The sequence below is a fragment of the Paenibacillus sp. J2R1T-4 genome (assembly GCF_059692235.1).
The window spans coordinates 1-26,095 of sequence record NZ_JCAUBA010000023.1; the positions used below are offsets into that span (position 1 = coordinate 1).

A 26,095-nucleotide genomic window follows, 5' to 3' on the forward strand; every position below is an offset into this window, starting at 1 on the left:
ATAAGAGCGCCTCCTTGATGGTGTTGGGTATGTAACCCTTGGACAAACCCATCATACCGAGGCGCTCCTTTTTTAGCAAAGACTGTTTCTTAGCCTTAACAGGAATGTTTCATTCAAGGCAACCCCAAGCTTCTCCTGCACGAACTTGGGTGTGACTTTATCGAGCAATAGAAACGGCAGACGGCCAAGCTTCTCCCAGAACCATATATCTTTTTGTTTGCTTTCCCACTGTATAATCTCACGCAATTCCGCTTCTAATTGCTCTTTGCTTTCTGTCTGATTCATCCAGATGATACGCTCCTTCCCTTGTACTAGGTAATACGCAGCAAACGCGGTACAAGGTTCAATACTGCTAACGGTTACTTCATTCTGACTAGGACTTCTTCTTTAACACAGCTTTTAGTCGGTCCGCTATCCTGCCTCTATCCTCTGCTTAAAGCCCTTCCGGCAAAAACAGATGTAACCTTCTCATTGCGAACAGCCACTTGACCGTTCACTAGGACATGTGATATTCCAATCGGGGCACTGCGCGAAAGCTGGTAGGTAGCGGTGTCCGTCACACGATCTTTATCGAAAATCACAATATCCGCCGCGTAGCCAGCCTTCAACTGCCCTCGATCCGCCAGACCGAACCGATCTGCAGGCACCTTCGTCATCCGGTTAATCATGGTCTCCAGACGGAAGCCATACTCTCGGCAAAATCTTAAAAGTCTAGGGTACGTGCCAAAGCCTCGGGGATGTGGATTCCTCCCTACAGGAATGCTGTCTGACCCAACCATGTAATACGGCCGCGATAAAAGGTCCAAGCAATCCTGATTAAATCGGTCCCAGCCCTCATCGGATTCGAATATGGCTTTGGTTGAATCGTGATGACCTACCTCAAGCTCTTCTTCCAACAACAAATCGCAGAGCATATCTGAGACAGATTGTCCCCGCTCCTCTGCCACATCTATGAATGCACGGCCAATGTACTGAGAGTTCTTTGGGAGATGAGTGAAGAATCCTCGCAAAGGGAGCGTGTTCTGTTCAAGGCCTTCGCATAGCCGCTTTCTCTGCTTTGGATCTGCAAGCCGCTCCAGCATCGCGTCACGCCCTCCCACAGCCGACCAGAGTGGCATAAAGATGACCACATGACCGCTCCCTGATGGGTAAGGGTATAGCTCTAGTGAGACACTCACACCGCGTTCATGTGCTGCGTCAATGTCTTTCATAATAGAATGCACTTGTCCTGCAGTCGGAATACTCGTACGATAGTGGGAGAAATGCAGCTTTGCTCCTGAACGCTCAGCAATCTCAATCGATTCTAATACTGGATCTATGTAAGTTTCGCGAAAAACAGTGCGGATATGGGTTACGTAGACACTGTCATTGGCTGCTACAACCTTGCACAGCTCCACCATCTCTTCGGTATCCGAAAAGGAGTTTGGATAATAGCTCAGTCCGGTCGAGAAAGCAACCGCGCCTTCCTTCAGCCCTTGATCCAATAGGTCCTTTGCCTTGGCCAAATGAGTGCCAACTAACGGAACATCCTGCATTCCTACAGTCTCCAGCCTTAATGCTCCGTGGGGAACCTGATAAGCGGTATTGATCGCAACGGTACCGTCGAATTTCATGCGGAATTGATTCACCGAGGACCAATCCAAGGGGATGTCTGGACTTCCATTTAATCCGGACAGAAATTTGTAATACATCTCCAGGTTGTCACGCCCTAGCGGTGCATAAGAAAGTCCGTCCTGTCCAAGAACCTCGGTCGTAATGCCTTGGCATAACCCTGCTGCGTGTTGACGATTCCAAAGCAGCATCAGATCGGAATGGGTGTGGGAGTCGATAAATCCGGGCGATACGATATTCCAGTTCGCATCAATTACTTCCCGAGCCTCCCACTCTGTATTCTCCGTGAGCTCAATAGGCGTAATAGCTATAATCCTGCCATCCTTGATAACTACATTGCCTTTGAACCGTTCCTTCTCCGTACCGTCGATAATTAAACCGTTCTTGATCACAATGTCCGCCTGCATATTTGCACCCCTCATCCTTGGATTCTCTTCCATTATAAATCCAAGGGAGGAATCAGCAAGAAAAATGTGGAATTTTCTAATAATTACTTTACGGCCATTATTCACAACGAATTGAGGGAACCCCATGTCCGTTCGGATTAAACCGCTGATCGCCAGAAAAGTTATAAGCGCTTGCCTATCTGCCTGTTTGTTCGCCATTCTTTTCGCACTCGCTGAGCCTAATCTCTGGGTAGATCCACAATCCATAGGAGGATACTTTGCTGATGTGTGGAGAGTGATTCCGATCTACTTGATAATCAGCTTTCCCGTGCTGCTCCTCTATGGCAGTCTCACCTCTCTCATCAGTGATTACATCGTAGCCAACCTGGCCCGTAAGCAAGCTCTTAACCGTCCTCTAATGAAAAAAGTTTTTCATGCCGGGCTGCACCTATTATTCGGCTGCATCCTTTCTTATGTTGGCATCCTTGCCGCTTTGTTATATTTTCTGTTCGATCTATGGCTGTCACGCAGGCCGGAGCCTTACCGAGCCATACATGCGCTGATTGGTTTCTGCTTTCCTTTAGGTTTGTTTCTTGTGACGGTCGTCACGTTGTGGATCGCAGAGAGGTGAATTAGTTAATCGCAAAGTTACAACTTAGGTCCTGTTGAGATGTATTAGCCAGCGCTAGTATAGGTTATTTGGGCGGGATAGATGGCTTTCTCTGGATTAGCAAGTTTTACTATTGGTTATTGGACTGGTTTTGAGGAAATTCGGTACACAATTCGGAAATAAGGGATATCCAGATTGGCTATTTCGTGCCGAGTGATGAAATGGCCCAAATAGACAGTAGTAACATGGCTTATCTGTGTTGGGTTTTGTTTTCTCGTATAAATCCTGGCGTGAAATCACAAAAAAACCTACAGAACCCGCTACAATAGCGGTTTCTATAGGTTTCTCATACCTTAGCGTCGGCTGGATGCAAGGATAACAATCTTGCCGTGGTCGAGCTCCTCTTCCAGACGCTCCGCTTCAATCTGCGGCAAGTCAAGAGACTGCATCTTCGCACGCAGCTCATCACCGCGCGAACGGAATATGTTCGCAAGGGACGTCAGCACGCCTTCTTCTGACACTCCAATCTTATCCGCCCCCGTGTAATTGGCTACATAATCGGTTCCTTCCTTACTATGTGTCAGCACGAAGATATGGTCCCGATCGAAGCCTTCCTTGTTGTACTGACGAACCGTTTCCTGCGCTTCATTCACACTAGTTGCTACACTATACTTAGTAAACTTATTCATATAGAGTTCCTCCTTGAGCTTTCTTAATCTCTAGCTAGTGCTTCTGCGTCTGCCCATAATGAGGGATACCACGAATAAGATCAGGAAGACGAAGAATAATACTTTAGCTACCCCTACAGCGGCAGATGCAATTCCGAAGAATCCGAATACACCGGCTACAAGTGCTACGATAAGAAATAATGCTGCCCATGATAACATGTAGAACACCTCGCTTCTCTTCAGTTATTTAGATTAGTGTTTCATAGTTTCTATTACCCGCCGTGCCTAGCAGTGAAACAATATCGATCCGGTTAGTACCTAGTCAAAAGGATGTTTAGCCTTACTGCTTCAAATGAAAAAACCTCCGGAGCAATTACTCCAGAGGTTAGATTATTAATCCATTAAACTTTTCGGTACAGACGCTCGGACGCCACAAAATCCACATAATGCGATGAATTCTCCACGAACAGGATCGACTCTTTATTTCCTAATCCCAAAAAGCCGCCAGGCGTTAAGCTGTTGTAAAATAAGTCATGTACCCGATTCTGCAAAATCCCGTCAAAGTAGATCATGACATTCCGGCATATGATGACGTGAAATTCGTTGAATGAACGGTCCGTCGCCAGATTGTGTTGGGCGAACATCACATTCTCTTTTAGCCTGGAAGCAAAATAAGCATACTGATGGTCAGTCGTATAATATTCAGAAAAAGCCTCGGTGCCCCCGGACTCCAAATAGTTCTTTGTGAAAATTTGCATTTGCTTCAAGGGGAATGCCCCCCTCTTCGCGGCATCAATCGCAATCTCATTCATATCCGTGGCATAGATCTTTGTCTTCTCGGCAAGACCTTCTTCCTCCATCAGGATAGCCATCGAATATACTTCCTCACCTGTAGCACAGCCAGCATGCCAGATTCGGATCTCAGGCAGTTCTCGCAGATGGGGGACAACTTGGTTGCGAAATGCCAGGAAGAAGCTGGGGTCTCGGAACATTTCCGTTACTTTGATGGAGAAGTCATTCAATATTATATTCATATATTTCGGCTCGTGCAGCAGTTTATCCAACAAGGCAGTAATGGTCGGTAAATTGTCCAACCTGAGTCGATTCAGGATTCGCCGGCGCAAGGAAGCGCGAACGTAGTGCCGAAAATCGAAGCCATACCATCGGTAGATTCCTTCCAACAAAAGTCCGATTTCAATCTGTTCCAACTCATTGTCCGGCTGATCCTGAGGCTTCACGCCTTCTATCCAGTTAGATTCACTCAATGTTTCACCTGCTTCGTCAACCATACCCGCATCAAAGAACATAATTGATCCATATTTAGAGGCTTGCTAATGTAGTCTGATGCGCCAGCAGCCATACATTGGTCTCTGGCATTCTTCATGGCTTTGGCCGTCAGGGCAATAATCGGAAGATCCTTCAGACCCAGATCATTTCGGATGGTCTGCATCGCTTCAAAGCCGTCCATAACAGGCATCATAATATCCATGAGAACGATATCGTACCCATCAGGATTGTCATTCAGGATTTCCACAGCCTGAAGGCCTTGACTTGCGGTCCTAACTTCAATGCCTTTATTTTCTAGCGCAGTCACAAGCGCGAACACATTACGAGCATCATCATCAACCAAGAGTATACTTTTTCCTTCGAAAAAGGAATCTTCTGATAATTCCTCTTCCGGATTGGGCTCGGAAGAAGCTGCATCCGTATTCAATTGTTCATTCAAACTGGAAGCCATATCTTCATCAACCTCTGAACTAGGTGAAGTCCGAAGAATAGGACGCTCCAAGGCAGCGGCTGATTCAGAGATAAGCCCTTTCGGGATAACCGTCTCCTTCATTTGCGTTAAATATAAGGTGAACGTACTTCCTTTACCAGGCGTACTTTCTACCGTCAGGAAGCCGCCTAGAAGCTTGCTGAATTCACGGCAGATGGAAAGTCCCAGACCTGTTCCGCCATATTGGCGATTAGTCGTGCCGTCAGCTTGCTGGAAGGCATCGAATATTATTTTTTGCTTGTCTTTCGGGATCCCGATTCCGGAATCCGTAACAGAGAACGCTACAACCAATTCTCCTTCCTGGACTGGTAAGCGATCCGTTACTTCAGAAGCTTCTATCTTACTAATGCGGAATGTGACCGATCCTTCTTCGGTAAATTTGAACGCATTCGACAACAGGTTCTTAAGGATCTGCTGCAGTCTCAGGCCATCCGTCATGAATACAGCCGGCACATCGGAATCGATCCTCATATTCAAGGCAATCCCCTTACGCGCCGCGATCGGATCGAAAACTTGCTTCAGGAGCTGAGGGATTTCAGTTATGTTCACCTCATCCGCCATAATTTCGATCTTCCCTGCCTCTACCTTAGACAAATCGAGAATATCGTCAATAAGTGTCAATAAATCCTTGCCCGCTGTATAGATTACACGGGAATATTCCTCTTCTTCCTTAGAGAGACCGCCTTGGTCATTCTCATATAACATCTGCGATAAGATTAATATGCTGTTAAGCGGCGTACGCAATTCATGCGACATATTCGCCAGGAAATCGGACTTGTACTGGGAGCTGCGCTCAAGCTGAGTAGAATACTCCTCGAGCTCGTCCTTCGCTCGCTTTAGCTCTAACGCTTTTTGTTCGACGGATTGGTTCTGCTCCTCCAGGAACTCATTACTCATCCTCAGCTGCTCCTGCTGCATCTGAAGCTCCTCGGACTGAGCCTGCAGCTCCTCAGATTGGGCTTGCAGCTCCTCAGTCAGCATTTGCGACTCATTCAATAATCGTTCCACTTCCATACGACCCAGTACATTTACAATAGAAGAACCGATCGTACCATCTATCTCTTCAAGCAGCTTAACGTGTTTGGAATCAAATATATCGAAGGAAGCAAGCTCAATTACGGCCTCCACATTATTCTCATACAGAACAGGCACAAGTAATAAGCTGCGCGGTGAGGCTTGTCCAAGCCCCGAATGGATCTGTACGTATGTCTCGGGAATATCCTTCAACAGAATCAGCTTCTTATCCACGGCACACTGACCTACTAGTCCTTCGCCCGATCTGAAGCTGACCTCGTTACCCGAATCTGCGTAGGCTGCTGCTTTCACATAGAACGATTGCCCGCTGTGTTTCTTATTCAAATAGATGGCTCCGTAAGAAGCTCCGATCATGGGAGTCAGATTGTTAATAATAACTTCCGCTAACTCGTTAACATGATGAATCCCTTGATACATCTGAGCGACCTCCGTCACTCGAGTCTGCACCCAGCCCTCTTCCTCCAGAGAATCTAGCAAATGATTCGTGGCATCCGCCAGTTCCTTAATCTCGTCATTAGTTTGGACATAAATACGCTCATTCGATTCCCCGTCGGACTTCGCAATTCGCTTTACTGTACCCACAACTTGATGGATCGTTTTCACAATGACACCTGATATAAATAGGGAAACCAGAAGGGATATCGCGGCTACGATGAACAGGATGGCAAACAATATAATCTTGATATTCTCGTAATCCTGCAATAAATGAGCAGCACGTGAATCTGTCATTTTCTTTTCCGCCACTCGGATCGATTCGATCTGGCTGCGTAAATTATTCATGTCATTGCGGCCTGGGTCTTCTTTGAAATATTCCGCAAGTTCCTCAGAATTGTTAAGCCTCTTGAGAGCTATAACACGTTCGCCGGAATTCGTGATCCAGTGTTCGATAATAGGTTTAATCTTCTCCAGATTGCCCTGCTGAACAGGATTATCACTCATTAATGTATGAAGAGCATTATAATTTACAAGCCAGGATTGACTTCCTTGATTGTACCGGTCCAGGTAACGCGTATCTCCAGTAATCACGTATCCTCGCTGACCAGTCTCCATATTAAGCACATTCTTCTCAATCTCACTGAGTAAATCATGCACATTCATATCATGTGAGGTTATGAAATTGATTGCATCTTGCCTGTCAGAGATCCGATCCATGACTAACATAATGGTCGCGCCCAGACATAAAATAACTAAAATATACCCAAGCATGATTTTGGTACGAATTCCTAAATGTAACCTATTTCTCATAGCTTCCTCCCGATACACCGAGTGAGTCCTGACCGATTGCATCCATGTCCAACTATACCACAAATCCCCTTGCTGCTAGATTTCCAAAATTAAGTGATCCACCTTGCCGATAAAAAATGCACACGCAAAAAAACGGGCCTTCGCCCGTTTCTACGCTTGCAGCCGTAAAACGTATTGTTCCTTTGTTATTGCGCCGTCTTTCATAATACTAATATGAATTTGCTCTTTATTAGGCTTCATGAAGCAGTTCTCTTTTAAATAATACCCGTTTTCCTTAGCTATCGTATACATCCAGTGAAAGCGTTCCGCAGCCTGTAAGGCTAATTGTTCGTCATCGAAAGTGTCCAATACATTACCGCGTCCTAGCGGATTGGTTAAAGATTGTATGCTTACCAGATAAGAAGCATCTTCATTATCGCAAACCAATACATCACAATCTTTTAGACTTATTTTGTGTTTGACAATCATCGGAACTCACCGCCTTTAGTAGGTATACGAGTATATAAACCGATCCTGCGGGTTTGAACCATTCAAGGTTCATTACGGTTTGTTATAGAGAGGATTGTCTTGCAAGTGTTCCTTCAGCTTGGCAATGGCCCTGCTTTGTATCCGGGACACACTCATCTGTGAAATCCCTAATTGATCGGCTATATTACGTTGCGAATATCCTTCATTAAAAGCAAGGGTGAGCACCTTCTGCTCCTCCGGTTTGAGCTGTTCCATAGCTTGCTGCAGATCCAGCTTTTTCTCCAGAGCTCCATATTCATCGCCTTGCACCGAGATTAAGTCCCCGATGGTAGCACCGCTGTCCCCCTCACTTGAGAGAGGCGTATCAAGAGAAGTATAGTGATAATAATCACGACCCGCCAGAATCTCGATTGTCTCCTCCTCGGACAGCTCCAAGTGTGCCGCAATCTCATCCACACGCGGGGATCGTTCCAATTCAATCGTGAGATCCGCAATTGCGTTCTGCACGAGCAGTCCTTTTTCCTTCACTCTTCTGGGTACTTGGATGTACCAGGATTTGTCGCGCAAATAATTTTTCAGGTGGCCAATCAGACATTTCATAGCATAAGCTTCGAACGGGATGCCCATCGTGGCATCATAACGTTTGAACAAACGCAGCATCGACATCTGGCCTACCTGAAACAAATCTTCGTATAAATCAGGACGGCTGCGCGACATTTTACCTGCTGCCATACGCACGATTGGTTCATAATGAATAAGCAGTTCTGTTGCTGCATCGTTGCAGTCCGTTTCCTGATATTTTTTCAAATAAGGGTTCGTTTCAATTTGAGGCTGTGAAGCTGCATTAGAACTCATGCCATTTCCTCTTTTCTACTTAGACGCTTGGTAAGAATAACCTCCGTGCCGCCATCCGTATGGACTTGCACATGATCCATAAGTGCTTGCATCATGAAGATTCCAAGCCCTCCTACCCTAGCTTCACTTAGCGGTTGATTGTGCAAGGATGCGGCTTTATGAGCAACGTGTTCATAATTAAAGCTATTCCCTTCATCCTTCACATGAATCGTAATCTCCTGTTCAGCGAGCTTGAAGCGGAGATGCACATTACCAGGGTCACGACCTTTGTACGCATGAAGAATAGCATTATTGCATGCTTCTGCAACAGCCACCTTCATATCTTCGATCTCTTCAAAAGAGAATCCGGCCTTGGAAGCAAGACCGTATAAAGTTAATCTTATAACATCTAGGTATTCGGGTCGCGCCGGAACCGTTAGGTTTACAATGGAGTTGTTCATACAATTGTTCTTTCCCTTCCTAGGAATTCTGAGCTGGCAGCGGTAAGATATACTTCGTTATCCCTGTTAGATCGAATAATCTTTTTATTTTCGGGGGAATATTCGTCACAGCAAAGGGTGCACGCATGGCATCTCTAGCTTTCAGGATCGATACGATAATCCCAATCCCAGTTGAATCTATATATTGCAGTTCTTGCAGATCCAGGACGAGAGCGCGATTCTGTTCCGCAATCAACGGCTTCAATTCCTCTGCTAGATCCGATGCAACGGAAAGATCAAGATCCCCATTTAGTATAACCGTATTTTCTAACTCATTCGTTTGTTTAGTAAAATGAAATGTTTTAGTCGCGTTCAAGATGATATTCCTCCCAAATCATTATAGTAAAGTTGCAATCTGTTCGATTAATTCAATTTGGATAATGTAGTAACAGATTGATTCTTACGGCTCTTCAAGCTTCTCCAGATGTCAATCACGACCGGTATACTGTTCATGATCGCACTGATTTTGCTAGGATTTGCCGTTTGCACCTTACGGTTTCCCTTATCAATAATGGACGTAACCGCTTCAGCCGAGTGTCTGACGGTGGAAGTCAAATCATTCACCACTTTGCCCACATCGTTCACTGAATTAAACAACGGATCCAAATCTTGAAGCTTGGCACGCACATCAACAGCCATTTGGTTCGTATGATAGAGGACATCTTTCACCTCGGAGCTGACTTGCGTTAATTCCCCTTTCATCTGAACCATTGTACCTCGAATCTCATCGAGTGAACCATTTAAGGTTTTTAGAGTTTGCACTAGGTAGAATACTAGAACGACGAACGCAAGCGCTACAACGGCCAAGCTAATTTCCAGAATCATAACGATCCCCTCCTCAAGTATTGTTTGTTTATCCTTCTAGGCATTTTAGTATACTGCTTCTTTACCCCGTCAATGTAATTTTGAATCGCGCCCAGAAAAAAAAGAAACACGGATCAGGCGGCAAATTTTACCGTTGATCCGTGCTGTTATTCGGCTCTGAATTTGGTAAGCGTGACCTGTGTGCCCTGTTCGGATTGAACGCTCACTTCGTCCATCAAGGCTTGCATCAAATAAATGCCTAAACCTCCAGCCTGCAACTCCCGGGCTTCACTGCCTCGAATAGGAGCTGCTTCTTGGAGGGCATTAGAGTGATTAAAGGTTACACCGTAGTCTTTAACAACGACCTTGATGCTGGTAGCATCGCAATCGAATTGAATATCAATCACTCCGTCATTCTTGTCTGGATAGGCGTGTAGGACTGCATTGTTGCAAGCTTCCGCTACCGCCACCTTCATATCTTCAATTTCTTCGTATGTAAATCCGACCTTGCTTGCAATTCCGTAAAGACACAATCGAACTACATCGAGATAATCCGCCTGAGCGGGTATTTGTAAGCGAATGTTATTCATGCTTGTTCATTACGTCCTTTCAATAAGAAATCCGGAGATACCTGTTAAATCGAACAGTTTTCTAATGGCTGGCGGAATATTTCTAACAAGAAATGGCGCATTGATCTCATCTCTAATCTTCAAGACGGATACAATAATACCGATCCCCGTACTGTCAATGTATTTCAATCTCTGCAAGTCCAAAACCAGTATAATGTCTGCTTTGTTCACGATTCTTTCCAATGCAGTACGGAGTTCAGGTGCTGCAGATAAATCCAGCTCGCCATTGAGGTGAAGGACAACCTCTTCCCTAGTTTCTTGCCAATCAATATTAAACTTCTGCATTGTCATTTGCCATCACTCCCGGGACAAAGGTTTATAGTAGCATAGTATCAATATCTTAAAGTACGCACAAGTGCTGTTTGTTTTCCTATCCTTTATCATGCGCTTGTTCTATGAAAATAATCAATAGATGTCAACTCATGGGTTTCCAAATCCACAAACACTTTAATAACCGCTTGCGGACCTTTGAATACAAGCCCATCCTCCGCTACAAAATCTGGCTCACCCAATTCACTTACTACAGCTTCCAATGTAATCGGAATCGTATTGCCGTCTATGGAAATGGTGCCTGCGGATGCCATTACTTTAACATAATCGACCAAACCTTCACTGAAACCAATTTTCATCTGAGGGTAATGAAAGATTTGAAAACCAATATTATAATCGTCATTCGTGACGCCTGCCGGTTTACCTAGGTGTTCAATTACATCCTGTTGATCGTAGCTTAGAGAGATGCCTTCTACGGTTTGCAGACTATACGGGGTCTGAACGGCAGGAGGCGCAGGCGCTGGTGTTATAGTAGACGTTGGATCCGGAGTAACAAGAGCAGCCCGTGTAGTGTCTGATACAGGTTTCGACTGGTCTACTGTTGTCAAGGACGTTTCCGCTGCCACTGCAGCAGGCGATGCTTCGTAAGTCGCATCCCCTCCTAATGACAAGCTTGTCCATACGATTACCCCTCCGACGACTAAACTGAGTATGCTCAGGCTTCTCATACGATGATCCCCCTTCCGCTCCCTGCATCAGACAAAAGTTTTGCAGGAAAAGCGTACGCTGCCGATTTCAAATAGGCTTCATTATCCTGTGTAGTAATTTCGAATTTATAAAAGGTTCCTTCTTCAAGCTCAGGGATTGCAAGGGACCATACACCGTCACATTCATCCATAACGTGCCATCTTCCGTCCCAGCCATTGAATGGACCTACTACACAAACTTGCTTAGCATTCGGCTCCCATACTTGAAGTTCAGCATCTCTGGCTTGCTTGTAGCTTGGATATCTATTTGAGATGAAGCTGACATTAACCTGTTCTGCGCTAGTAGCAGTTGCTGTGGTCATCATATGACTATCCCCTTTTCTGGTAGCTTGTATATTCCCTTATAAACTCATATAGATGCGTTGAAACAGCAAAAAACGCCCCTTATCCTAAATAAGCAAGATAAGAAGCGTGTTTGTTTCATTTCATTAATGTAGATACACAAAATACCGAGTCTGGGAACCTTGTCTAAGTGGATTCAATTACAACTAAGCACACATCGTCTTGTTGGCTAGCCGTCAGTGTTTCTGGAACTAGACGTCCAATCAGTTCATCTGGAACCCAGCTTGAACTTTTTTGTAAGGTCTGCAACAGCATATTCGTTCCACTTTCCTGATCATCCCCAATCCATTCAATCAGTCCATCTGTAAACAAGACAGCCCTAATCTTATCCTTGTATCGGATCATTCCTTTTTGAATGTCGATATTGTCGAAAAAGCCAATCGCACAACAGCCTTCATTTAGTGTCCGGATCTCACCATCCACCTCAATGATTCCAGCGGGGTGACCCGCGTTAACATATTCGATTGTTTTTTGCTCCGTATCTATAACAAGGTAGATGGCTGTGAAGTAGTATTGAATCAATTCATCCGACATATGCAGCTGATTCATGTGCCGATTCAGTTCCCGCATGACTTCTTCCGGATCGGAAATGCGCAATATGGTATGCTGCAAGAAAGAATAAATGTACATACACACTAAGGATGAAGAAATTCCGTGCCCCATCATGTCGAGAAGCATTACTCCATAACGGTTCGGACTAATGCGATGCCAAGCATAGAAGTCACCTGCCAATTCCGAAGAAGGTTGATATATAGCTGCAATTTCTATCTTCCCATCTCGGATCGGTTCACTTAATACGCTTCGTTGCACTTGTTTGGCAAGATCCAGCTCGTATTTGATTCTCTTGTCTCTTTCCTTATGCCAGTCCTTCTCCATCTTCAATCGGAAGGCAGACCGAATACGCGCTAATAATTCAACCTTGTTAATAGGCTTCATTACATAATCGCTCGCTCCAGCGTCCAAAGCTTCTGCCAGTTTATTAGAGTCCCCGAGCGCAGTTACAAATATAATAGGAATGTCCCGAAACCGTTCCTGTTCCTGTATACGTCGGCAAGCCTCTAGCCCATCAATCTCTGGCATCATCATATCCATCAATATTAAATTCACTGTAACTTCCTGCTTCGTGCAGGTTGAATCGATTTCCAAAATATCATACAGCTCCATTGCAGAGGAAGCCAGGATCAGATCCTCGTATCCTTCCTTCCGCAATATCTTCTCAATGATTAACAAATTGGTAGCATTATCGTCAACAATTATGATACTCATCTGAAATCCCTTTCTTGGGTTGTGTAAACTTCCACTCCTACTTGTAGTTATACCACATTGATTCAAAAGATGAAAAGATGGTTACATAGGACTATTAAACAATCAACACAATTATGAGAAGAGGAGAGGATTAGGATGGCTACAGAAACTAGACGCGGTGGTATGATGATGGGAATGGTTATAGGAGGAGCAATTGCAGCGGCAACTACACTGTTGTTGACACCAAAAAGCGGTGCCCAGATGAGACAAGATTTATCCAAAAGATACCGGGATGTATCTAATAAAACAACAGAGCTTGCTTCAACAGTGGGAGTAAAAGGTAAGGAAATAGCTAGCACTGTTAGCAGCCAAGCCTCCGATCTGCTCGAACGAGCAAAGGAAAGCAAGCAAGTGGTCATGGAGTCGCTTCAGCAAGCCAAGGAGAACAGGCAGCAGCAGCAAAAAGCGTCTGAAAACGCTATGAACACATCCGTTAGCTCATCTACCGCTACTAACCGGTCTGCTGATTCGTCACCCGGCTATTCGACGGATACGAGGCAGAACTAAAGTGATGAATACGCCGCGAATGCTTCAGATTATGAAGCTTCGGTGAAGTGCATTTACTTCGCTAGGCTGAGGAGGGATGGATATGAACAAAGACGAGGTATACGAGAAACTGTCGGAGCTCGGATTAGAGCGTATTGAATATACAGAGCGAGCGATGTACAAGCTTGTCATCGTTGATGAGGCCTCTAATGTAACCTATCCGCTTATATTAACTACGCACAGCTGTGAGCAGGGAGATACGATCGTCAAGTTCGAGGAAGCAGATTTCCAAGGCGGCGAATCCATCCCGAGAAGCATACGCAATGCGGCGCTAACCAAATTATTCGAGCTGGAGCAGCTCTTCTATCAGGACTCGCATTCCATAGAGCTGTCGGAAACGACCAACGGTTCTATGGCACCTACGGAGAAAGAAATGAAGAAGCTCGGCGATGATATGAAAAAAATGAAGACGAACAAGGAACTGATGGAACAAAACTTGGTTCCGGATCCAATGCAGTGAAAAGGCATCAAAGAAACCTGACCGATAACTCGGTCAGGTTTTTATGTGGTTGTATTCCGATTATCATTTACTACATTAAATACCTCAAATATATATAACCCATGGATAGAACGATTGATATCAACATTAAGGGAAACCCTACTTTCAAGTAGGCCACGAAACGGATCGGATGTCCTTCCTTAGCGGACATACCTGCTGCGATAAGATTGGCGCTAGCCCCGATCAGGGTCCCATTCCCCCCGAGACAAGCTCCCAGAGCAAGACTCCACCACAAGGGCTCCAGATTATCAACTCCCTTGGCCCCCATCTCTTGAATCATCGGAATCATAGTAGCAACGAATGGAATGTTATCCAAGAAGGCGGAAGCAATCGCACTGAACCAGAGAATAAGCATGGAAGTTGCGAACACATCTCCGCCGGTTAGCTCAATTGCTTGCCCGGCAAGCCTAGCAATTACACCCGTTTCGATTAACCCGGATACCAGAACGAATAAGCCAATGAAGAAAAAAATCGTCATCCATTCTACTTTGGTAAAAGCCTCTTCCATCTTATGTTCCCCTGTTATCAAGAGCAGCAAGAACGCTCCTGCCAGAGCGACCGTTGCAGACTCCAAATGCAGCAGTTGATGCAGGAAAAATCCCGTGATCGTTAATCCCAGAACAGTCAAACATTTGACAAGGAGCTTGCGGTCGGTAATCGCCTGACGCACATCCAACAGCATAATGCCTTGCATCAACTCAGGGGTCGTATGCAGCTGTTTGCGGAACAAGAACACGAAGATGGGCAAGTATACAAGCATGATGATGATCGCAATAGGTGCCAAATTGTTGATAAAAGCCATGAAGGTCAGTTCTTTCACGGCACTCCCGATCATAATATTGGGCGGATCTCCAATCAAAGTGGCCGTCCCTCCTACATTGGCCGCAATAATCTGTGTGAAGAGAAAGGGAAACGGCGGAACCCTGAGCTGTCGCGTTATACTGAACGTGACAGGCACCATCAGCAGCACGGTTGTCACGTTGTCCAGAAACGCGGATCCAATTGCCGTAATAATGGCTAATGCCAGCATAATACGAACGGGATTCCCCTTTGCTTTCTTCGCTGCAACCAACGCCATATACTTGAAAACACCTGTCTCTGCTGTAACGCTGACTATAATCATCATCCCGATGAGCAGCCCTAATGTGTTGAAATCGATGTGATGAATGGCTGTTGTCTGATCGACTATCCCTAACATAACCATCAATAATCCACCTATCATCGCTATGATGGTACGGTGTATTTTCTCCACAATTATAAATCCATAGACGACTAGAAACAGTCCAATTGCTATCAATGCCTGCTGATCCATAATTGCCTCCCTGGCATATTTTAAGTGTAGAATTTCCATTATTCCCGCCAAAAAACAGAAAGAGCCCGTGTTTGACAGGCTCCTCCTAGGTCACGATATTAAGTTACTTACAAATATACTACGCACCTGTATGCATGTAAAGACAATATCGCATACCAGCACCTAGGGTGTATTTCATTTGTGGTACAATAGGAAGCAAAGCTTTTATTAAAAGAAGATAGGACTGGAGGCCATTCGAAATGAAGTTTGATTTCCATACGCATCATTACCGTTGCGGTCATGCCGCAGGGGAGATTCGCGATTATATTGAAGCGGCCATAGCACGCGGAATGACTTATATCGGAATATCGGATCATTCTCCCTACTTCGGGGAAGAAGCGGACCAATTCAGACCGGGTATTGCTATGGGAAAGAGCGAGTTCCCTGAGTATGTTGCAGAAGTATTGCGTCTCAAAAATGAATACCGCGATAAGATCACCGTCCTGCTCGGTGTGGAATCCGATTATTTCCCGCAGCATGTCGAATTGTATCGAAGCATTTACAAACAGTATCCCTTCGATTATATTATCGGTTCCGTTCACTTCTCTGGCGGTCGGGGAATCTTCGATAGAACGCGCTGGGATGGTATTGATGAGGCAGGCCTGCTAACAGCCAAGGAGGCACATTTCGAGGTTGTCGCACAGTCAGCAAGAAGCGGAATGTTCGATATTCTCGGACATATCGATGCCATCAAGGGCTACAAACCAGAAATAAGCAGCATCCCAACTGCAATCATAGATCGCACTCTTCAGACGATAGCCGAATGTGACGTTGCTATTGAGATCAACACCTCTGGTAAAGGCAAGGAATGCGGAGGCTGGTATCCTTCTAACGAGGTGTTGGAGCGAGCTTGTTACTTCGGAGTTAAGCCGACATTCGGATCTGATTCCCATGTTGCGGAGCGTGTAGCGGACGAATTCGATGAGGTGCGCGAATATCTGAAGCAGATTGGCTTCAAGGAATGGGCGGTATTCGAGCAGAGGAAACGCACAATGGTTGCGTTGTAATTAGCTAGGTCTTATATCTGACTCCTTTTATTGTATTAAATGTAAAAAGAAAACTGCGGCCCCGAAAGGGCGGCAGTTTTCTTTTGTACTACAGAATTATAGCTCACTTGATCATTATTCGCCTGAAGCCAGATTCGACCAACTGGCAATCAATGCGGATACATCAGCTTCTATAGCGGCTTTCGCTGCTGCAGAAACGTTACCTTGCATGGAATCGTTGTTCAAATGTTTGAGCAGATCTTCAAGATGCTTGATTGCTTGTTTACTTTCCATATCGTAATGATGCTTGGCTTGGTTAGCTGCATTGCCAAGTTGGTTCACGAGTGGGCCGCTTAGCTGGTTCTCAACTTCATAACGAGATAACAATTGAATCAAAGAATCGAGCGTGACATTTACGGTTACGTGATACAGAATTTCCGTTCGGTTACCTGCTGTATCGGTCACCGTTACGATTATCTCGTGAGCGCCAAGCTTGCCTGCCCAGTCCAACGAACTTCCCGGCGCATAAGCCGTATTGTCTACCTTAATAGTTACGGCTTCAACCCCTGATAGATTGTCATCAGACTGTAAGGTCAACGTGATAGGTTGTTCATCCGTGAAGATAGCACCCTCTGTCAATAGAGTTCCGTTAGCTAGAAGCGCCATCGCCGGAGCTGTCTTATCAACCTTTACCGTAATCTGCTGCTCCTGTTCGATATTGCCCACAACATCTTTGGATCTAAACTGAAGCGTGTACACCCCTTCACTCAGTTGGATCGCACCTGTGTAGGGTACATATCCCTGAGTAGAAGGTGTCGGTGTTTGAGCGCTCGGACCATATGTGCTCTGAGTGACAGTGCTCGCTTGCGGGCTTTGCACGACGGTCAACGAATATTGTGTAGACTCTATTCCTGACTGCGGATCTACAGCTGTGAGTATGACGGAAGAGTCCGAGATATACCAACCGTTCTGTCCTAATGCCCCATTCACCTCAACTATTGTCGATGGCGCAAGTCTATCTATTCGAATCTGCAGAGTCTGCGCAGTTTCTGTAGTGCCGCTTCGACTGACTGAACGATACTTCAACGTATGCTCGCCATTTTCATTGAATTGGATGGGTGCGTAATAAGGAATCCAGTTGGCTCCTTCATCCAGGCTGTATTCCGTTCTTAATACGTTAGCAGGATTATCATATACGCTCAGTACAACTGAGGTATTCCCGATATACCAGCCCTGCTTCTGCTCACCAGTTACTGTGGCAGTCGTCTCAATAAGTTCAGCCTCCACAGACAGCGGAATACTGAAAAGTGCTCCAACAGCGAGGTCATAATTAAAGCCCTTGGAGAAGTCAGTGGAATCGACATAACCTCGAATCGTAGTTATATCTCCAATTCCAAGCTTAATCTGTCCCCCACCCAAATCCGTCACAGATTGAATGGTATACGCCGCATTCCGAGTGCCGTCATTCTGGATATATATCGTGCGCCCCCGCAATTCGCCAAGGTCAACACCATTCAAATTGGCTGCAATCGTAATCGTATTCTCCATGCTGAGTGTCTTGGTGAAATCAGTTACTGTTCCTGTAACTTTGGATGTTGCATTGGTTATAAGAGGAGAATCAGATCTTCCGATCACGGAGCCCTCTTGTACATATCCGTAAACCTGGCGCCCATCCTGCTCGGAATACACGCCGAATACGCCTTGAAACATCACCTTATCATCAATCAGATAGGAAGTGTTCGGATTCATTGAACTGACAATATAATCCGTTCTCCCATTCTTTAACTGCACCTTAACAGCTTTTACTTCAAGCTCGTTAGTCACTTCAACTCCGTTCGCTTTCACAGACACTGCCTGAATCGAGTCCACATAACGTTCACCTTTATACGGTTCAATAACGGAAGCGAAGTTGCTTTGCAGATTCGTTCCTGTTCGATGCGCAATCATATATCGCAAGCTTGCAGGGTTCCCTGGCTTGTTCGTTGGTGGAATTCCATCAGCGAGCGCAACATCGGATACGTCTGATAGCATCGTCAACCGGAGATGTACATCCGTTGGAGCTTTGGCTCCATTGCCGTATATGTCCCATGTATCCTTTACATTCCAATCTACGCTGAACTGATTAGCCGGAGCCGTATCCTTGGTGACATTTTTGAGGAAATGGAACCCGCTCCCCATATAGCCTGATCCAGCTACACTATCGCCGGATGGCCGGACACCATATGCTACATCTGGTCCTGCATACGATCCTGTCGCCTGAGGCGTCAAATTCAATCCTTCCGTCGTGACAGCCGCTTCTGCAGAATGGAAGCTGAAGTGATGATCATTTCCGCCCTTCACCCGGAAGAAGTCTACGGTGTATGAGTTCAAAGGATCAACCTTGATCATGGCTGTCGTACGCTTATAAAGATCAGTTTGCGGGTACACACTGTCTGCTGCCGCAACATCGATCAGCTTCACGCGGTCTGTATCGTCGAAATGAGCAGGCTGCCCGACCACTTGATTGCCTTGCTTGGCGCGATCGACCAATACCGTATTGTGACTGATCGTATGATTCTCCCACTCCGACCGTCTCGGCACAGTGAAATCTGCAAATTCCGGATAGCCAAGCTCCGGCAACAGATCAAGCCCGTAGGCATGCATACCCAGATTAAGCGTATCTTTATGGCCGTGGCCGGTATTGCGGCCATAATAAATCCAAGCATCCCGCATTGTATTGACATTGTTCGGGTCATTCTTAACCGCTTGGGCCGCTTCGTCGAACAGCTGCAATTGAATGACACCCAGCTTATAATTAGTGGCGCCTTCGGCTTTTCCCACTCCTTCAAAGCTGATCACATGTCTGCCTTCTGAGAGCGGAAGGTTTGCAATTACTTCCACCTTGGAAGAAGCACCGCTTGATCCGCTGAAATCGAAGGTCCGGACAGGCACCCCATCGATATTAATCTGGTAAATCCCGTAGCTTGCTGCCTTGAACGGCCTCAAGTTCACTTCATAGGTATCCGTCTTTGGCACGTCAAATGCGAAGCCAATCTTCTGACCCACACTTTCCGCATTGAATTGCAGTGTTCCACTGTTCTCAAAAACCTGGTAATTCGTCGTGGCTTCGGTTATTTCCAACTGGCTGAAGTTGAATCCTACACCGGAGAATCTTCGCATGTTCTCGCCGTCTCTAAGAGCGGCGAATCCATAACCGTTCAACGCACCGCTTTCGAGCTTTAACGGACCATGCTCTTGAATGACTTGCTCAATCTGAGCTGCGATCGCTTCAGGGTTCGCAGAATAAATATTGCTGTGAATCCCGCTGCTCTGATTCCCGTTCAAATAATAAGCCAACTGGGCATAGATAGGACTTCCGAATTTTTCGAATGCCTTGATATATTGTGCTTTATCAAGATAGTTGATCGGTCCGCCTGTCGTCCCTGCATCTCCGATCAAAGCTGTATATACATCGCTAAGCATAAGCGGATGCTGGGCGGAGTACATCTTCTGGAACTTAACGTTCTGATATAGATCGGCTACCGGATACTTATCATATCCATCCAATATATCCGCTACATTCTGGTAGGCACCCAACCAATATTTATTATATTCCGGAGAAGCTTCATTCCCGGCGCCGTCACGGTCAACATCGTTCACAAGCGTAGTCGAGATGTTGCCGCCAGTCACCCGGTACGGCCCTGATACTAGCCCGCCCGCTTGGAAGTTGAAATCCAGCCATTCCTTTGTCTCAGGCAGCGTATCCATAACTATGGCAGCCATGGCAAGTGTGCTTTGATGCATGCCGTTGTTTCCATGTATTCTTGCACTCTGCACGCCAGGGTATATTTGACGGATGATCCCATCTTCTATGTTGCGTTTAATTCCGGCTGCAGATTTCTTCAGTACGCTTAGATCATACTGATCAGCCTTGCCGCTTAGAAATGCTATGGCCCCCGCATCATCCATCGCCGGGAAGAAAGCATCGTAAGCGCTAAGGTACTCTCTAACCAACCCCGTCTCCCAGATGCTGCCGATGACTTTACCCATACCCGTTCCGCCATCACTGTTCAGAAAACCGTTAGCCTTCGCATATTGGCTCGTGTCCATATCTGGATATACATCTGCGATCCGATCTAATAATATAGTTCCAGCACGGGCATACTTGATGTCCCCTGTGTATACATAAGCATCCCTGAAAGACGTTATCGCTTGATTGATAAGTCCGCCATGCCACAAATGCCAGTGTGTGTAATAGGCAATGAACGTATAACGGTTGCCTGACTCATCGACCCATCCATACCCGTCATCTACTCCCCATGTCGGGCCTTTTTCAGGATATAGCGTGTTCACTAACAAGCTTCTATCAGCCAGCTTAGGATCGAAAGTTCCGTTAGGATCCAGACCGCTCTTATAATAAGCTCCGAAGTCGTTTGTAGGGAACTTATAGCCGCTGCTCGGATCGGTAATCTTCCAAGGTTCGTTAATCGGATCTGCCGAATACGGATAATTCCCATATTTGTTGATCTCTAGCCCGGTCACAGGGCTGCCTTTGGCTTGGTTAACAGCATAACCTCTCGGTATACTCTGTGGGGTTACCGCATTCCAGATCGCTTCATGTCCTAAGGCCAAGTACTTCTCAGCTTTAGAGACCGCTCCGTCTCTTTCGCTATCTGCCCAATTGTAGGTGTCTGCATTATGTCTGGCTGCTTCTACCTTCGCGGCTGAATAGTAGGTCGTTCTGGTTTTGCTGCTCGTAACATCAGTAGCGGTAATCGTAATACTGGCTGTCTTCGTAACAGTACCCAGCTTAACCGAGATCGTAAGGTCTGCCGTCCCCTGCTGCTTCACTTTCACGAAGCCATTCTCGATAACAGCAACTTGTGGGGCACTGCTTGTATAGGTTATCTCTGCTGAGCTCAGGTCGGCCTTATCTCCGCTGTTCATTAGCCCATCCACATAAATCTTACGGATATCACCGACATATAAGCTCGTCTCGGTCAACTTAGCCGTAATCGATTCTAGAATGGGGGCGATCACTTCGATCGTTACCGTTCCTCGAACGGTCGTATCTCCAAGCGTAACATCAGCAGCGACAGAAGTCGTGCCTATCGCAAGGGCAGTAACATCACCTTGTTGGGAGACTGATGCTGCATTGGAATCCGAGCTCGAATAGACGACTACAGCATCGGAGATATCAACAGCTGTCCCGTCTGCAAGCTTGCCTGCAACAGTTAGCTTTGCGGTCTTTCCTGTTGTCAGCTGCGTCTTATCGGCGGTTACGTCCACGATTCCGAGCACCTTGTCGTTAACTGCCATATTCACACTAGCCGATTTGCTGACTCCACCCATGACTACAGTTGCTTGAATCGTAACAGCACCAGGCTGCTTAGCCGTTACAGTTCCGTCATTGCTTACGACTGCAATCGCAGAATCCGAGCTTGTAAACGTCTTGTCAGCGCTCTGCACTTTATTCAAGTTGTACGTGAAGCTATCGCTAAGTGTTCCGCGAATGGCTAGTTTCGCAGTTTGTCCTATCATCAGTTCCTGCTTGTTAGTTTCAAGTGCAGCGCTTACCAATGCAGGCATTTGCTCCACTTGTACCAATTCCAGTTCTCCTGGGTACATATGGAAATACCCTGCCCTTTGTTTAACCTTAAGGGTGAGCTTGTGAACCCCGCTGCTTAACTCCAATGTTCGGAATGCAACCTGGCCTTTTTCCTTGATGTAGGCCGCGTTGTAGAAGTTATAGTCACCCACTTCTTCCCCATCGATGAGAAGGGTTGCAATGGCTCCGCTTGATGCGCCGGCTCCATTCAAGTTAACCGTATAAATCCCTGTTTCCGGAACCAGGATGTCGAACGTTACATATTGACCAACCTCAGTCGCCTGGACTTGAATCCCATACTCTTGATGTCGGATCGTGCTTGTGCCTGGAGGAACCTTGGAATCGACGATCTCCCAGCCCGTTTCTTCAAGCTTTGAGGTTACAGGCTCTTTGAAGTTGTACTTGATGGATTCTCCAACAATGAATCTCACGTTCTTAGTTTCCGTGACACCGTTCAGCGTGACTGATGCGGTAAGATCCGCTTGCCCCAAGCCCACAGCCGTAATCGTCGCGCTAGTACCGCTGCCATTAATCGTGACAACTCCGCTATTGCTGCTTGAGTAGGTGATATTGTCAGCCGCACTGAGGTCTGCAGGCTGACCGTTGCTTAGCTTGCCGGTAACTGTTGCAGGTAAACTGTCACCAACCGCGAGCCTGGTTTTGGACGTTTCGAGTGACACTTCCTTCAATTCAACAATCCGTTCTCTAAGATTCAGTTTCAGATCAGTCAAATATAAATAAAGATAATATCTACTATTGCTTGGCAGCTTGACTGTTTCAACAGCTGAAAAGGTGATGGTGTGCATTCCTTTCCGCAATTCCATGAAGTCAGCCAGCTTGCTGACAGACGGTGCCTGCGAAGTGCTGTTGTAGAAATTGAAAGCAGAGGAAACTACCTGGTTATCCAGCAGGATGTCAGCCTTACCGCCAGCCGAATTCTTGAACGAATTCAACATCACATCATAGTAACCGCTCTCAGGGACATAGAAGTTCATCTTGATAAACTGCCCATTCACCGTTGCTACAGCGGCGTTGTTGATCATTTGAATACTGGTCGCAGTAACGTTCATTGTAGTCGGATTTTTGTCTGCTACATGCCAGTTGGGATCAAAAGGAACACTGGAAGGCAGCTTGTTGAATAAATAAGTAATGGCATTCGCGCTCTCCACAGTTATTGAGATTTGACCTTGTCTGGATACACCTTGATAGGACGCCGTTGCCGTAATTGTAGCTTGGCCTGGAGCCGCTCCAGTAACAGTAGCCCCAGTAGAAGTTGGAATGACTGTAGCAATTGTGTCATCGCTGCTAGTGTAGGTAACCGATTCCAATTGGGAAAGAAGGATGGATGTCCCGTCGGTCATAAGCGCAGTCATCGTAAGCTGTGCCTGATTACCTACAACAATGGCGCTCTTATTGGAAGCAAGCCGTAGTTCTGACAATTCCTGAACCGTCTGTTTCAAAACGAGTTGGAAATTGGTCAAGTATAAATACAGATAGTACCTGCTGTTCGACGTCAGCATTGTTGTTTCATTGGCCAGAAAAGTTAGCGTATGCGCTCCCTTGGAGAGATACATATCTGCAGCAAGCGAACTCGTTGCAGCAGTTGTCTGGGCAGAGGCATAAAAGCTGTACGCCGGGGATACCATCTGATTGTCGACGAGAATATCTGCTTTTCCTCCGGCGGAATTTTTCCAACCGGTAAGATTCAAGTCATAATATCCCGAAGCAGGCACCTGGAATTGAATCGTTAATTTCTCCCCGTTCACATCTGCTCCTGTCTGATTGGTAATCATCTGGAAGCTGGTCGCGGTCAGCCTCATCTCTGATGGAATCTTCTCAACGATACTCCAATTGGGATCATTCGGATTCGAAACCAAGTTAGGAAAAGAGTATGTAGTTGTATCACCCACAACTGCGGCTTGAACTGGCGGGATGATTCCCGCGAACGGGGTTAACAACAGAGCAAGTATCAGCAGCTTAGCCAACCCGCTATTCCATGCCATCACTTGTCTTGTAATCGCATTCATTAAATGTCCTCCTACAAATTGAGTTATTTAACTGCCTAAACTACTTCTCCTGCTCCTTCCTCCCTAATGAAAATTTAATAATATTTACATCTAAATTACATCTTAACCCACTCAAATTATAAAGCGTTTACATCTGATTTACAACCATTTATTACTCGCAAAAACAAATAAACACTCCCCCAATTTCGGAAGAGTGCTCCCTATATTGATATGCCGCAAATCCTTACTTAAACTGCTCACCCAGTTCCTTCCACACATTCTCAACCGTTTCCATATTCGACCACACGAGCGACATTCTCTTCCGCATCTCCACGTACTGCGCTAATGGCAGCCCGAGATCATTCATCGAGAAGGCGTAATCTATGACATGCTCGAACGCGTAATATCCTTCGCCCGGAATATGTGGATGCGGATAATCTCTCGATAGCGATACCTGCTTATGTGCGGGAATGGAAAAAGAACTCTGCTTAATCTGCGCCTGTACTGGCTCGGATAGGAAATATCGAATTACGACACTTGCTGCTTCCGGATACTTGCAATTCTTCCCTACCCCAAGGGCAGTTGTTGTTACGAAGGAAGCATTCTGTCTGCCTCGAGGAAAGGAAACGAGATCCCAGTCAATACCAGATTTCTTGAAGCCTTCCAGAAAATAATACGTTGTCATCACCATGGCGACCTTCTCTCTCTCGAACAACTCGTCTCCTTCTGCTGTGCTGCCCATGGTGTAGAGCGGGCTTACTTTGTACTTGAATATTAGATCCTGAATGTAATGAACCGCTTCAAACAGCTTCTTATTATTCAAGATAAATCTGCCGTTTCGAACAAATTGTCCCCCATTCTGAAATACGAAGTGAGGCCAACGGTTATTCGGAGCGGACAAAGCAAAGCCATATTGCTCGACCCGCTCCCCGGACGACTGGGTCAATTGAATAGCCGCTTCCAGCAGATCTTCCCAATTCCACTCGTTGCTCGGCAGCTCTACGCCAGCCTTTCGAAACAATGCTTTGTTGTACACCAAGACGATTGGTGAGAATGCAACCGGGACGGCGTATAGCCGTTTATCTGCGGTTAACGATCGAAGTAATCTACTGTGGCATGTATCAATCTCAGGCTGGATCTGCAATTGATCAATAGGGATCAATATTTGCCCGATCCCTTGCTCCATCAAGCTGATCAGGGAGTTACTGCTGAAGCCAATGAGATCCGGTTGATCCTCGCTCAGCAAGACCCCACTGTAATAATGCTCTATGTCAATGGGAACAATGTCTACCTTGATATGTCGGTACTGTTCATTAAAGCCTGCAACAATACGCTCAATCATGGCGTATTCCGGGGAAGGGGAGTACCAGTAAAGCTTAAGTCGAATAAGGCCCCCGCCAATATCGGGACCTCTTACAATACTGCCGCGACCATGAACCGTTTCTACCAATCCTTCTTGCGCTAGCTCGGCAATTATTTTCCTGACGGAAGGTCGGCTTATATGGAATTGCTCTGCCAAATCATTCTCCGATGGGAGATAATCGTCAGGCTTCAGCTCGCTGGATAGTATTCTTGTCCTTAAGTGTTGAAGCAAGTAATCATATTTTTGTTTGAATCCAGGCTTTTTTGGAGAAACAGACAAAACGACACCCTCCATAGACTACAAGGTTAACATCGACAGTAACGAACACCCCCTCTGAAACAAGGGCTCTCTCAAATTCTATGGGACATAACGTCAGAATGCAACCTATTACGGTTTAAACCTTTCCGTGTAAGCTGTTATAGTAAGGAAAAAACCATTGGAGAAGATCACTCCAACGCTTCTTGGCGATTGAGTTCAGTTAGACGTGTAGGAGAGCAGGAAGATGG

General features: G+C 46.0%; 22 protein-coding genes and 1 pseudogene. 4 read left to right on the top strand and 19 right to left on the bottom strand.

Translation table 11 applies throughout. The features are described from left to right. Positions 1-108: 108 nt before the first annotated feature. Both AC58QD_RS27590 and AC58QD_RS27595 read right to left on the bottom strand, forming a co-directional pair. A pseudogene (locus tag AC58QD_RS27590) lies at positions 109-285 on the bottom strand (EcsC family protein); the annotation flags it as partial. Positions 286-422: 137 nt separating this feature from the next. Then, the gene (locus AC58QD_RS27595; protein ID WP_497338256.1) at positions 423-2,216 is read right to left on the bottom strand and encodes an N-acyl-D-amino-acid deacylase family protein; all 1,794 of its coding nucleotides are present in this window, start codon (positions 2,214-2,216) and stop codon (positions 423-425) included. Between the two features lie 67 nt (positions 2,217-2,283). Here AC58QD_RS27595 and AC58QD_RS27600 point away from each other — a divergent pair, with 67 nt between their 5' ends. Next, positions 2,284-2,628 (top strand): hypothetical protein, encoded by a 345-nt coding sequence (locus AC58QD_RS27600; RefSeq protein WP_497338257.1) that lies wholly within the window; start codon positions 2,284-2,286, stop codon positions 2,626-2,628. Positions 2,629-2,960: 332 nt separating this feature from the next. Here the strand turns inward: AC58QD_RS27600 and AC58QD_RS27605 are convergent, their stop codons facing one another. From AC58QD_RS27605 to AC58QD_RS27670, 14 genes are all read right to left on the bottom strand, one after another. Beyond that, positions 2,961-3,296 (bottom strand): YflT domain-containing protein, encoded by a 336-nt coding sequence (locus AC58QD_RS27605; RefSeq protein ID WP_497338258.1) that lies wholly within the window; start codon positions 3,294-3,296, stop codon positions 2,961-2,963. A 30-nt stretch (positions 3,297-3,326) separates the two neighbouring features. After that, positions 3,327-3,494 carry a DUF1328 domain-containing protein gene (locus tag AC58QD_RS27610; RefSeq protein ID WP_497338259.1) on the bottom strand — a complete coding sequence of 56 codons (168 nt, stop codon included), beginning with the start codon at positions 3,492-3,494 and terminating at the stop codon, positions 3,327-3,329. 182 nt (positions 3,495-3,676) lie between these two features. Further along, the gene (locus tag AC58QD_RS27615) at positions 3,677-4,564 is read right to left on the bottom strand and encodes a CheR family methyltransferase (RefSeq protein ID WP_497338354.1); all 888 of its coding nucleotides are present in this window, start codon (positions 4,562-4,564) and stop codon (positions 3,677-3,679) included. Continuing rightward, positions 4,537-7,332: a CHASE3 domain-containing protein gene (locus tag AC58QD_RS27620; RefSeq protein ID WP_497338260.1), complete on the bottom strand. Its 2,796-nt coding sequence runs from the start codon at positions 7,330-7,332 to the stop codon at positions 4,537-4,539. Before AC58QD_RS27620 ends, AC58QD_RS27615 begins: the two co-directional genes overlap by 28 nt. A gap of 150 nt (positions 7,333-7,482) precedes the next feature. Then, positions 7,483-7,800: a hypothetical protein gene (locus AC58QD_RS27625; RefSeq protein WP_497338261.1), complete on the bottom strand. Its 318-nt coding sequence runs from the start codon at positions 7,798-7,800 to the stop codon at positions 7,483-7,485. 72 nt (positions 7,801-7,872) lie between these two features. Further along, entirely contained in the window at positions 7,873-8,655 is a 783-nt protein-coding gene (locus tag AC58QD_RS27630) for a sigma-70 family RNA polymerase sigma factor (RefSeq protein ID WP_497338262.1), read from the bottom strand. Beyond that, positions 8,652-9,095 (bottom strand): anti-sigma B factor RsbW, encoded by a 444-nt coding sequence (rsbW, locus tag AC58QD_RS27635; protein ID WP_497338263.1) that lies wholly within the window; start codon positions 9,093-9,095, stop codon positions 8,652-8,654. Before rsbW (AC58QD_RS27635) ends, AC58QD_RS27630 begins: the two co-directional genes overlap by 4 nt. Positions 9,096-9,114: 19 nt before the next feature. After that, entirely contained in the window at positions 9,115-9,450 is a 336-nt protein-coding gene (locus AC58QD_RS27640) for an STAS domain-containing protein (protein ID WP_497338264.1), read from the bottom strand. A 47-nt stretch (positions 9,451-9,497) separates the two neighbouring features. Then, positions 9,498-9,959, bottom strand: coding sequence for a DUF948 domain-containing protein (locus AC58QD_RS27645; protein WP_497338265.1), 462 nt, complete (start codon positions 9,957-9,959; stop codon positions 9,498-9,500). A gap of 146 nt (positions 9,960-10,105) precedes the next feature. After that, positions 10,106-10,528, bottom strand: coding sequence for an anti-sigma B factor RsbW (gene rsbW / locus AC58QD_RS27650; RefSeq protein WP_497338266.1), 423 nt, complete (start codon positions 10,526-10,528; stop codon positions 10,106-10,108). A gap of 9 nt (positions 10,529-10,537) precedes the next feature. Beyond that, on the bottom strand, positions 10,538-10,858 hold the full coding sequence (locus AC58QD_RS27655; RefSeq protein WP_497338267.1) for an STAS domain-containing protein: 321 nt from the start codon (positions 10,856-10,858) through the stop codon (positions 10,538-10,540). An 89-nt stretch (positions 10,859-10,947) separates the two neighbouring features. Beyond that, positions 10,948-11,565 carry a hypothetical protein gene (locus AC58QD_RS27660; protein WP_497338268.1) on the bottom strand — a complete coding sequence of 206 codons (618 nt, stop codon included), beginning with the start codon at positions 11,563-11,565 and terminating at the stop codon, positions 10,948-10,950. Further along, positions 11,562-11,909, bottom strand: a complete 348-nt coding sequence (locus tag AC58QD_RS27665; protein WP_497338269.1) for a hypothetical protein — start codon at positions 11,907-11,909, stop codon at positions 11,562-11,564. Before AC58QD_RS27665 ends, AC58QD_RS27660 begins: the two co-directional genes overlap by 4 nt. Positions 11,910-12,072: 163 nt before the next feature. Beyond that, on the bottom strand, positions 12,073-13,212 hold the full coding sequence (locus AC58QD_RS27670) for a SpoIIE family protein phosphatase (protein ID WP_497338270.1): 1,140 nt from the start codon (positions 13,210-13,212) through the stop codon (positions 12,073-12,075). Between the two features lie 135 nt (positions 13,213-13,347). On the opposite strand from AC58QD_RS27670, the gene AC58QD_RS27675 reads away from it, so the two are divergent. Together AC58QD_RS27675 and AC58QD_RS27680 are read left to right on the top strand one after the other, a co-directional pair. After that, the gene (locus tag AC58QD_RS27675) at positions 13,348-13,758 is read left to right on the top strand and encodes a YtxH domain-containing protein (RefSeq protein ID WP_497338271.1); all 411 of its coding nucleotides are present in this window, start codon (positions 13,348-13,350) and stop codon (positions 13,756-13,758) included. 82 nt (positions 13,759-13,840) lie between these two features. Beyond that, positions 13,841-14,257 carry a hypothetical protein gene (locus AC58QD_RS27680; protein WP_497338272.1) on the top strand — a complete coding sequence of 139 codons (417 nt, stop codon included), beginning with the start codon at positions 13,841-13,843 and terminating at the stop codon, positions 14,255-14,257. Between the two features lie 70 nt (positions 14,258-14,327). Here AC58QD_RS27680 and AC58QD_RS27685 read toward each other — a convergent pair whose 3' ends face one another. Next, on the bottom strand, positions 14,328-15,608 hold the full coding sequence (locus AC58QD_RS27685; protein ID WP_497338273.1) for an ArsB/NhaD family transporter: 1,281 nt from the start codon (positions 15,606-15,608) through the stop codon (positions 14,328-14,330). A 239-nt stretch (positions 15,609-15,847) separates the two neighbouring features. On the opposite strand from AC58QD_RS27685, the gene AC58QD_RS27690 reads away from it, so the two are divergent. Then, positions 15,848-16,654, top strand: coding sequence for a histidinol-phosphatase (locus tag AC58QD_RS27690; RefSeq protein ID WP_497338274.1), 807 nt, complete (start codon positions 15,848-15,850; stop codon positions 16,652-16,654). Between the two features lie 114 nt (positions 16,655-16,768). On the opposite strand, the gene AC58QD_RS27695 is transcribed toward AC58QD_RS27690, so the two are convergent. Next, entirely contained in the window at positions 16,769-24,247 is a 7,479-nt protein-coding gene (locus AC58QD_RS27695; RefSeq protein ID WP_497338275.1) for an OmpL47-type beta-barrel domain-containing protein, read from the bottom strand. Between the two features lie 223 nt (positions 24,248-24,470). After that, entirely contained in the window at positions 24,471-25,868 is a 1,398-nt protein-coding gene (locus AC58QD_RS27700) for an extracellular solute-binding protein (protein ID WP_497338276.1), read from the bottom strand. Between the last annotated feature and the right edge of the window lie 227 nt (positions 25,869-26,095).

What these genes read in the sequence shown, in the direction of transcription:
- AC58QD_RS27605 (WP_497338258.1), bottom strand. Translation starts at nt 3,296, where the DNA reads ATGAATAAGTTTACTAAGTATAGTGTAGCAACTAGTGTGAATGAAGCG.
- AC58QD_RS27655 (WP_497338267.1), bottom strand. Translation starts at nt 10,858, where the DNA reads ATGACAATGCAGAAGTTTAATATTGATTGGCAAGAAACTAGGGAAGAG.
- AC58QD_RS27615 (WP_497338354.1), bottom strand. Translation starts at nt 4,564, where the DNA reads ATGGTTGACGAAGCAGGTGAAACATTGAGTGAATCTAACTGGATAGAA.
- AC58QD_RS27675 (WP_497338271.1), top strand. Translation starts at nt 13,348, where the DNA reads ATGGCTACAGAAACTAGACGCGGTGGTATGATGATGGGAATGGTTATA.
- AC58QD_RS27690 (WP_497338274.1), top strand. Translation starts at nt 15,848, where the DNA reads ATGAAGTTTGATTTCCATACGCATCATTACCGTTGCGGTCATGCCGCA.
- AC58QD_RS27685 (WP_497338273.1), bottom strand. Translation starts at nt 15,608, where the DNA reads ATGGATCAGCAGGCATTGATAGCAATTGGACTGTTTCTAGTCGTCTAT.
- AC58QD_RS27695 (WP_497338275.1), bottom strand. Translation starts at nt 24,247, where the DNA reads ATGAATGCGATTACAAGACAAGTGATGGCATGGAATAGCGGGTTGGCT.
- rsbW (WP_497338263.1), bottom strand. Translation starts at nt 9,095, where the DNA reads ATGAACAACTCCATTGTAAACCTAACGGTTCCGGCGCGACCCGAATAC.
- AC58QD_RS27665 (WP_497338269.1), bottom strand. Translation starts at nt 11,909, where the DNA reads ATGATGACCACAGCAACTGCTACTAGCGCAGAACAGGTTAATGTCAGC.
- AC58QD_RS27660 (WP_497338268.1), bottom strand. Translation starts at nt 11,565, where the DNA reads ATGAGAAGCCTGAGCATACTCAGTTTAGTCGTCGGAGGGGTAATCGTA.
- rsbW (WP_497338266.1), bottom strand. Translation starts at nt 10,528, where the DNA reads ATGAATAACATTCGCTTACAAATACCCGCTCAGGCGGATTATCTCGAT.
- AC58QD_RS27620 (WP_497338260.1), bottom strand. Translation starts at nt 7,332, where the DNA reads ATGAGAAATAGGTTACATTTAGGAATTCGTACCAAAATCATGCTTGGG.
- AC58QD_RS27645 (WP_497338265.1), bottom strand. Translation starts at nt 9,959, where the DNA reads ATGATTCTGGAAATTAGCTTGGCCGTTGTAGCGCTTGCGTTCGTCGTT.
- AC58QD_RS27625 (WP_497338261.1), bottom strand. Translation starts at nt 7,800, where the DNA reads ATGATTGTCAAACACAAAATAAGTCTAAAAGATTGTGATGTATTGGTT.
- AC58QD_RS27595 (WP_497338256.1), bottom strand. Translation starts at nt 2,216, where the DNA reads ATGGCGAACAAACAGGCAGATAGGCAAGCGCTTATAACTTTTCTGGCG.
- AC58QD_RS27670 (WP_497338270.1), bottom strand. Translation starts at nt 13,212, where the DNA reads ATGAGTATCATAATTGTTGACGATAATGCTACCAATTTGTTAATCATT.
- AC58QD_RS27630 (WP_497338262.1), bottom strand. Translation starts at nt 8,655, where the DNA reads ATGAGTTCTAATGCAGCTTCACAGCCTCAAATTGAAACGAACCCTTAT.
- AC58QD_RS27610 (WP_497338259.1), bottom strand. Translation starts at nt 3,494, where the DNA reads ATGTTATCATGGGCAGCATTATTTCTTATCGTAGCACTTGTAGCCGGT.
- AC58QD_RS27680 (WP_497338272.1), top strand. Translation starts at nt 13,841, where the DNA reads ATGAACAAAGACGAGGTATACGAGAAACTGTCGGAGCTCGGATTAGAG.